Annotated in this window: 6 protein-coding genes, 1 rRNA gene and 1 pseudogene; 6 read left to right on the top strand and 2 right to left on the bottom strand. The window is 33.9% G+C overall.

Annotation, left to right across the window (positions count from 1 at the left end; genetic code table 11):
• Positions 1–499: 499 nt before the first annotated feature.
• Positions 500–2,431: pseudogene (locus tag ABH957_RS29335) on the top strand (glycosyltransferase).
• 66 nt (positions 2,432–2,497) lie between these two features.
• Entirely contained in the window at positions 2,498–3,274 is a 777-nt protein-coding gene (locus ABH957_RS29330) for a class I SAM-dependent methyltransferase (protein ID WP_404458394.1), read from the top strand.
• A gap of 40 nt (positions 3,275–3,314) precedes the next feature.
• On the opposite strand, the gene ABH957_RS29325 is transcribed toward ABH957_RS29330, so the two are convergent.
• Positions 3,315–4,259, bottom strand: coding sequence for an NAD-dependent epimerase/dehydratase family protein (locus ABH957_RS29325; RefSeq protein WP_404512901.1), 945 nt, complete (start codon positions 4,257–4,259; stop codon positions 3,315–3,317).
• 302 nt (positions 4,260–4,561) lie between these two features.
• Here ABH957_RS29325 and ABH957_RS29320 point away from each other — a divergent pair, with 302 nt between their 5' ends.
• From ABH957_RS29320 to ABH957_RS29305, 4 genes are all read left to right on the top strand, one after another.
• Positions 4,562–5,356, top strand: coding sequence for a sulfotransferase family 2 domain-containing protein (locus ABH957_RS29320; RefSeq protein WP_404491969.1), 795 nt, complete (start codon positions 4,562–4,564; stop codon positions 5,354–5,356).
• A 204-nt stretch (positions 5,357–5,560) separates the two neighbouring features.
• A complete protein-coding gene (locus tag ABH957_RS29315; protein WP_000398933.1) occupies positions 5,561–6,283 on the top strand; it encodes a class I SAM-dependent methyltransferase in 723 nt (240 codons plus the stop codon).
• A gap of 26 nt (positions 6,284–6,309) precedes the next feature.
• Complete coding sequence (locus ABH957_RS29310; RefSeq protein WP_404512899.1) at positions 6,310–7,182, top strand: class I SAM-dependent methyltransferase; 873 nt, start codon at positions 6,310–6,312, stop codon at positions 7,180–7,182.
• Between the two features lie 215 nt (positions 7,183–7,397).
• Positions 7,398–8,471, top strand: coding sequence for a glycosyltransferase WbsX family protein (locus ABH957_RS29305; protein WP_404512897.1), 1,074 nt, complete (start codon positions 7,398–7,400; stop codon positions 8,469–8,471).
• 14 nt (positions 8,472–8,485) lie between these two features.
• On the opposite strand, the gene rrf is transcribed toward ABH957_RS29305, so the two are convergent.
• Positions 8,486–8,578, bottom strand: a 5S ribosomal RNA gene (rrf, locus tag ABH957_RS29300); the annotation flags it as partial.

Genomic DNA, 8,578 nt, shown 5'->3' with positions numbered 1-8,578 from the left:
CATCTAAAAATAAAAATTGACGTTCACGTTGTTTGTTTCGTTCAGTTTTCAAAGAACTTGTCTGTCGCTCATTTGCGACTCCCTTATGTTAACATCTTCGTTAGTTAATGTCAACTAAGTTTTTCATTTTGTTTGCCGCGTTCTGCGTTATTGCATCGGCGACTTGTTCTATATTACACCTCTATATACTAATCGTCAATACCTTTTATCCTTTTTATTTTATAAATTCTAAAGGGTATTGAACCTTCTTCATTTATACTCCGTTCCTAGAGATTAATAAACTGGTGCAATCACTTTCATAATCGACAGTTTATACTTTCTTACTTACACCTTTCTAAAGAATGAATAGCAAGCCAAACAAATATATATTAAAGGTAGCACTTTTTATTTCGAGTACATTCCAGCTGCATTCACAATTATCTCCTACCACTTCTCTCTAGGAATTATAAATACACCATGCATTTACTAAAAATCTAATTAACTTAGGAGGCGTTATGAAATGCATGTTAATAAGAAGATCATTTATGTATCCCATGATGCCCATTTCCACGGAGCACAGCTGCTTTCTTTACATACTATTAAAGCTCTTAAAGAAAACTTTCATTACTCCGTCGCAATTATTTCTATTGGAACGGGCATTTTAATCCACGATTTTCAAAAGTATGGTCCTGTTTATTGCCTAGAGGAAGACTACCCAACAGAAAAAAGGGTCGAATTATTAATAAAGAAGTTACTATCACAAGACTATACCATCGCCATATGTAGTACCGTCATAAGTGGTGATATAGTTGCATTACTAGCTAAACACAATATAAAAGTTATTTCATTAATACATGAATTGCCGCATTTAATACAACAGTACTCTGCCGAGGGGAAAGCTAGAAACATTGCCCAGTTTGCTTACAAAGTTGTCTTCCCTTCACAGTACGTGTATGAAAAATTCCGTACAATCACCCAATTAGATCATCAAAAATGTCACATCCTCCCTCAAGGCTTGTTTAACCACAATCCTTATAAGAACAATATTGCAAAAGCTAGAAGCGAATTACGAAAAAAACACAACCTGCCTCTAGATAGCAAAATCATTTTAGGAGTAGGTTTCGCTGATCATCGGAAAGGGATAGATTTATTCTCACTTATTGCTTACTCAGTAAGAAAGGTTCATACGAATATTCATTTTATCTGGGTCGGGAGAACGGATGTTCATTTCTTTAACACGCTATCCCCAAGATATACAGCACATTTCACATTAGTTGAGCCTACTCCAGATATCGGTTTATATAACGCCGGGGCTGATTTATATTTGTTAACTTCAAGAGAAGATCCTTTTCCAAACGTTGTTTTAGAGGCATTAGATACAAAAGTCCCTGTTATAGGGTTTAAAAACGCTGGAGGTTTTGAAGATGTTGTTACGGAACAAACTGGCGCCTTAGTAGACTTTTTAAATTTACCGCAGGTGCTGGAAAGAATATATGAATTTATTGGAGATGAAGACTTACGATTACAAAAAGGGCGCTTTGGCCAAGAGCTTATTGAAAAAGATTTCAACTTTTTTCATTACATTTATCAACTGTTAAACCTACTTGATCATAATTACAAAAAAATAAGCGTAATCATACCGAACTATAATTACGAAAAATACTTATCTAACCGAGTTAAATCCATATTAAACCAAACCTATCCCCTTTACGAACTAATTTTCCTAGACGATGCCTCTACTGACAATAGTGTATCTATATTTGAACAGCTGCTCTCAAACGAAAATAAGCCCCACCTAAAAGTTCAGCAGATTATTAATGATAAAAACTCTGGTTCTGTATTTAAACAATGGATAAAAGGCATCTCTGCAGCAACCGGTGATTATATTTGGATTGCAGAGGCCGATGACTTATGTGATCAGACATTTTTAGAAGAAGTAATCCAAGGGTTTCATATAAATCGTGATGTTACCTTAAGCTACACACAATCAAAACAAATAGATGAACAAGGAAATATCCTAGCCAATCATTATTTAGATTACACAAATGATATTGATAAAGAAAAATGGAAAAGTTCTTATTTCCGAAAAGGGATAGATGAAATACAAGATACATTACTTATCAAAAACACCATACCTAATGTCTCAAGTGTAGTTTTTAAAAACATAGATATAAAAACTACAGAAAAACAATTAGAAAAGTTTAAAGTAGCTGGTGATTGATTTTTCTATGTTTCTATTCTTAAAGAGGGGAACATTTATTTCAATCCAAAACCGCTAAACTATCATAGACGACATACAAATAGCGTAACGAGAACAGAAGATTCATATTCCCATTACAGTGAAGTTGTACAAATGCAGAATTTCATTAAAGAAACCTTTACTATCGACGACATTTCAAAAAAGAAAATGTATACATATAGAAAGTACCTTAAAGCATATTTGAAGATTTAATGATATATTTTCTTCGCCATCAGTATCTCTTGTAAAACGTTACTATCATTTAAGGGGGGTTACTCTTTGAAAGAATTTATAGAAGCAAATAAAGATTTGCTTTCTCAAATTGCACACAAATACAATGTAAATACAAGTATCCATCCAGAGGATCATATCTTTCAATTCCTTGTCACTAATCCAGTCTTCCCATCTAAAAAAGAAGCGATAGATTATTATTTTCAAGATGGGAGAAAATCCGCAGAAACACTTTTAGATTTAATTACTTCCTTTTATCCCCCTATTGACACTCCAATTAAATTATTAGAATTCGCATCCGGATATGGCTGCGTAACACGTCATTTATTAAACCCACAAACGAACTTAAGTATAACTACCTGTGATATACATGAAGAGGCTATTACTTTTATTGAAAACACATTAAATACTTCTTCTATCTTATCTCACCCTGAACCTGAACAAGTAAAATTGGCCTCGTCTACGTATGATATCGTCTTTTGTCTATCCTTTTTTTCTCATATGCCTGATACAACTTGGTTTCGTTGGCTTCAAACATTGTATAATGCTGTTTCTCCTGAAGGCTTACTCATTTTCACAACTCATGGTTATCAAAGTAAAAAGTACTTCAGCTTTCCAGATTTAAATAAACAGGGTTATTGGTTTCTCCCTTCTAGTGAACAATTGGATTTAGATGTTCATCAATACGGGCAAACGATCGTTAGTCCCTCTTACGTATGTGACAAAATTAAATTATTGCCCTATAACCCTGTCATCAAAAAATACACTGAAGGTTTTTGGTGGGAACATCAAGACCTTTGGGTAATAAAAAAAGAAATAAAATAATAAACCACGCTCTACTGATACAAAAGTAGGGCATGGCTTATTATTTTTTACTATATAAGAACTCTTCAATCCATAGCTTATTTAATCTAATTCCACTTTTGAAATCTATTTTCGGTTCCCAATTACATTCTCGTCTTACTCTATCTATATTTAAAATGATTTTTCGAACATTTTCTTGCCTTTGTTTATAGCAGGTAAAGTCCACTTTTCTTTCCGTTAATTTCTCCAATTCTACTATAATTCGTTTTAAAGAGAGACCCTTGCCGCTCCCTATGTTATACACACAAGATTTCAAACGATTTAATTGTGATAGTTGTATAGTGATTTCAACTAAATCATCGATATAAATATAATCTCGAATAATCTCTTGTGGATTCCCACATATATTAATCTTTTCATTACTGAGATGCTGATACAAAAAACAATTTATTGCCCCAACTTTCTTTAAAGGATTTTGATATTTTCCATATGGATTAGAATATCTACATACAACATAGTCAATTCCGTATTTTTTCTTATAAAAGTACAAGTAATTTTCAAGCGATACTTTTGTTATTCCATAAGGAGAAAGTGGTTTTAATGGATGTTCCTCATCAATAGGTAAATATTCCGGTTCACCATAAACCGTTCCTCCAGAAGATGCTAATACAATTTTTTTAACAGGAAAATTTTTAACACTTTCCATGAAGTTAAGAAAAAAAAAGCTACTGTTTATATCTCCGAAAACATCTTCAATTGAAGTTGCTACATTAGAAGTTGCAGCTAAATAAATAATAATATCCACACTCACTAAAGCTTTATATATATCTTTAACATCCGCTAAATCACCTTTAATAAATTCAACCTCACTTATAATATTTTGAGGGAAATTATTTATATGTCTGGAAAATACTTTTACATTTTGACCTTGTTTCAATAAACCTAATGCGAGGTTTATACCAATGAAACTATTTCCACCTACTATTAAATAATTATTCTTCCTCATAATATCCTCTCTAGTAATAAGATTTTTGCTTATCACACCTAGAAATACAAATAAACGAACTTGGTCACCTCTATTATTCATTCTCTTATAATTGTATGCCCCTTATAAATTTTCATTATCTTTATTTTATATTTTCCTTTTAGAATCGATACCTTATTTAAGATGACCGCAAAAACACTCATAATATTTACTCATTCCCATGAATATATTGGATTAGTAAAAACTTGCCTTCTCATATTCTCGTTTATTCTATTTAAAAACCTTCTCCATAAATAAAACTTTCAAAAAGGAGCACTACATGTATGAAGAATGTAAATCAAGAGCTTTTAAATCATGTAATCCTACATAAAGATCGAATCCCACATTTCCATAAAGACTTTCCACTTATACTATTCTGGAGCCATAGAAGCGGATGTACTACTTTAGCTAATTGGTTCTTTTTTCAAATTGGATTATTTCCTGAAGCAAAGAAATACCATGACTTTATTCATTACTATGAGTTCTGGGTGTATAAAAACAATACAAATTACATACCCGAGTTACAAAATGGTCTTCTAGAAGCAAAAAAAGATGTTTATAAACTTGTGCGAAACCCCTATACAAGGGCGGTCAGCTCCTTTTTATTGCTTGCTGACAATCCATATGCTAGCCCTCAATGGGAAAGTATCCGGCATTATTTTTATAATGACAAATATAGTAATCAAGGAATATCATTTAAACAATTTTTATATTACGTTCAAGCATTCGGTTCCAATTCCCTAGCAATAGATATACATTTTAGTCAGCAATACGTCCCAGGTGAAGAAAACTTCATCCAATGCTATATTCCTTTAGAAGATTTTAATACACAAATCACCAAGATAGAACACACGTACGATTTGACTAAATCAAATTTAGCGCTTCTTACAAATTCAGATCATCATCGTGCTCATAAGATGCTTTATACGGGAAGCTATGCAGAACTTAGCATTACAGATGCATCCTTCCCCCGCTTTCCAACATATGAAAGCTTTTATGATAAAGAAACCATGGATTTAGTTACAGAAATATATGCACAAGACTTTGAAATGTATCCGTACACAAAAGGGATATTCTAAGTCGATACATTCTTCAATGAATAAAAGCGAATGTATCGCATAGCATAAAGTGAAACTTTAATTAGCGTGGGGTTCTCTCCCGCTAATTATTCCATTCTACCAATCTCACTTTTATGAGTTCCCTAATTTCCACCCACTCTCTTTGATTTCGCTGATTGTTGACATGTGTGTCATATGCATTTTTTTACACAGGAGTGATGTCATGTGGAAGGTAATTTGAAGCACAATAATGGATATTGCGTTATTTGTGAGAAGAAAGCTACATTTATAGAGCATAATGATTGGCTTAGAGATCACTACTTATGTTCTACATGCCACTCTATACCAAGGCAGCGCGCTCTAATTCATGTTTTAAATACATTTTTTCCAAAATGGGGTTCCTACCATATCCACGAATCCTCTCCTGGAGGAATTACAACTCAACTACTAATAAAAAACTGCAAAAACTATACATATTCTCAATACTTTAAAAACTACCCTCTCGGCCAATACTTTCAAGGGATTAGATGCGAGAACTTAGAAGACATGACTTTTCAAAATGAATCTTTTGATTTATTCATTACTCAAGATGTCTTTGAACATGTAATGGAGCCAAACAAAGCCTTTAAAGAAATAGAGCGTGTATTAAAGCCTGGCGGCGCTCATGTGTTTACTGTCCCTTGGTATCATACACTCACAAAGACTTTACAAAGAGCAAGAATCAATAAAGAAGGAATCGAATATATTGAGGAGCCAATTTATCATGGTAATCCTATTGATGAGAACGGGTCTTTAGTAACATTTGATTGGGGTCAAGATATGATTGAATATATTTATACACATGCAAATATGTATACCATTGTTTATTTACAAAAGGATAGATCACTGGGGTTAGATGCTGAATTTCTACATGTTTTTATTAGTAAAAAACACGAAAATGATTTTTAGGCACTATATAATATGGAGGTTAACAAATGAATAACTTTGAGTTAGAAAGTGATTTTGATAACCTTGTTAGCCCGCTTTCTGATGTTGAACTTCTTAATCTATTTATACAAAGTTGCTCACAAACAAAGATAAATGGCATCCCAGTACCTACGTTCCCCTCCGAAGAAATTCAACAACAGTTTGTAGGTGCTTCCTATGAACATGCTCTTTATGAAGCATATTTGTTTTATAGCCTTGTAAAAACATATGCCCATAATTTAGGCGTTCCCTTGAATAAAGAACGGAAAATTTTAGACTTTGGTTGCGGATGGGGAAGAATCATACGCTTCTTTTTCAAAGATGTTCGCCATAAAAATTTACTTGGTATTAATGTAGATCCTGCAATGATTAAACTTTGCAACGAAACGTTAGGAAGAGGCAGGTATAAAATAGCTCCCCCACAACCTCCTGTAGAATTTATTAATGACAATTCATTAGATATCATATTCGCTTATTCTGTATTCTCACATTTATCCGAAGAAACCGCAGAAAATTGGATAAAGGAGTTTTCAAGAATTCTTCGTCCAGGTGGAATCTTCATCGCAACAACACAAGCACGCTATTTTCTCGATTTCTGTCAACAATTCAAGGAACACCCTGAATTAATTCAAACTGGGTGGCATAAAACTTTATCTCAAGCTTTTCCAGATATAAATCGTGCCATCTCGGATTATGAAAGCGGCAATTTTATCCACAGCCCTACGGGAGCTGGAGACGTTAGAAACAGTAGCTTCTATGGGGAAACCGTTATACCTAGAACTTATATTAAAAACCACTATGAGAAGTATTTAAAGCTACGGGACTTTTTTGATGATACAAACCGGTTACCCCAAGCTCTATTTGTTCTCCAAAAAGATTAACTCTTTTCGCTCATTGTATAATGAAGATCATTTTGTATCTCAGCCGTATATATTAAATCATCAAAGATTTCCATATCAAGCAAACTGCACAAAAGAATTCATTATGCAGCATAAATACAGTAAGTAAATAACATATCTCATGTTTTAACTAGATTCGAAAAATCAAAAGTAACTTCCCACCACTTGAACTACGAAGAACATAAGGGGGATATATCTTGAAAATAATCGCTTTTTACTTACCACAGTTTCATCAAATAAAAGAAAATGACCGATGGTGGGGGAAAGGGTTTACTGAATGGACAAATACTAAAAGTGCACGACCTTTATTTTCAGGACATTACCAACCTAGAGAACCTTATCAAGATTTTTATTATGACTTAACCACCCCATCCGTAAGAAAATGGCAAGCAGAAATCGCCAAAGCACATGGCATATATGGTTTTTGTTATTACCATTACTGGTTTAAAGGGAAGAGGCTATTGGAGGCACCCTTTAATGAGGTACTTAAGATGAAGGAACCAGATTTTCCATTTTGCCTTTCTTGGGCAAATGAACCGTGGACAAAAACTTGGGATGGTCTTGATAGTCACATATTAATGCCTCAAAATTATGGAGAATTATCGGATTGGAAAGAACACTTTGAGTATTTATTGCAAGCTTTCCAAGATGAGAGATATATCCGTATAGACGATAAACCACTATTCATTATTTATCGTCCCGGGCATATCCCTCATTGTGAACAAATGCTTCATTATTGGAATACACTCGCACAAGAAAATGGTTTGAAAGGTATATACTTTGCAGAAACATTAAACAGCTTTCCACTTCCTAATATAAATGGATTTGATGCTAGCATTCAATTCGAGCCTTTTTATACAATTGCTCATGATAGCTCTTCAGACATAAATAAGACAATATATGAGTCTGGTAAACAAATAAACGCTTGGGATTATGATAAAGTGTGGATGTATATACTAAAGCGATCTCCTCCAGAGAAAAAAACATTTCCTGGTGCCTTTGACTGGGACAATACAGCACGCCGCAAAGACTTAAATAGCAGTATCTTCCTAGGTTCTACCCCTAGGAAGTTCACGATATACTTAAGCAAACAAATCCAGCGTACCTATTCTCTTTACAACAGCGAGTTTTTATTTATTAATGCGTGGAATGAATGGGCAGAAGGTACTTACTTAGAACCAGATAAAAGGCATGGATTCGCCTATTTAGAAGGAGTTAAGCAGGCAATTAACAGAGGTCTGAAAGCATACAAAAAAGACGAGTCATTCTGACTCGTCTTAAAGTTGCTTGGCGACGTCCTACTCTCACAGGGACAAGGTCCCAACTACCATCGGCGCTAGAGAGCTTAACTTCCGTGTTCGGTATGGGAACGGGTGTG

The organism is Bacillus sp. RC242 (assembly GCF_044908245.1).
Lineage (GTDB): Bacteria > Bacillota > Bacilli > Bacillales > Bacillaceae_G > Bacillus_A > Bacillus_A mycoides.
Note: the sequence above shows the minus strand (reverse complement) of the source record. Positions and strands in the feature narration are given on the sequence as shown.

Excerpts from the sequence above, each read along its gene's own strand:
- ABH957_RS29325 (WP_404512901.1), bottom strand. The coding sequence starts at position 4,259 with ATGAGGAAGAATAATTATTTAATAGTAGGTGGAAATAGTTTCATTGGT.
- ABH957_RS29320 (WP_404491969.1), top strand. The coding sequence starts at position 4,562 with ATGAAGAATGTAAATCAAGAGCTTTTAAATCATGTAATCCTACATAAA.
- ABH957_RS29310 (WP_404512899.1), top strand. The coding sequence starts at position 6,310 with ATGAATAACTTTGAGTTAGAAAGTGATTTTGATAACCTTGTTAGCCCG.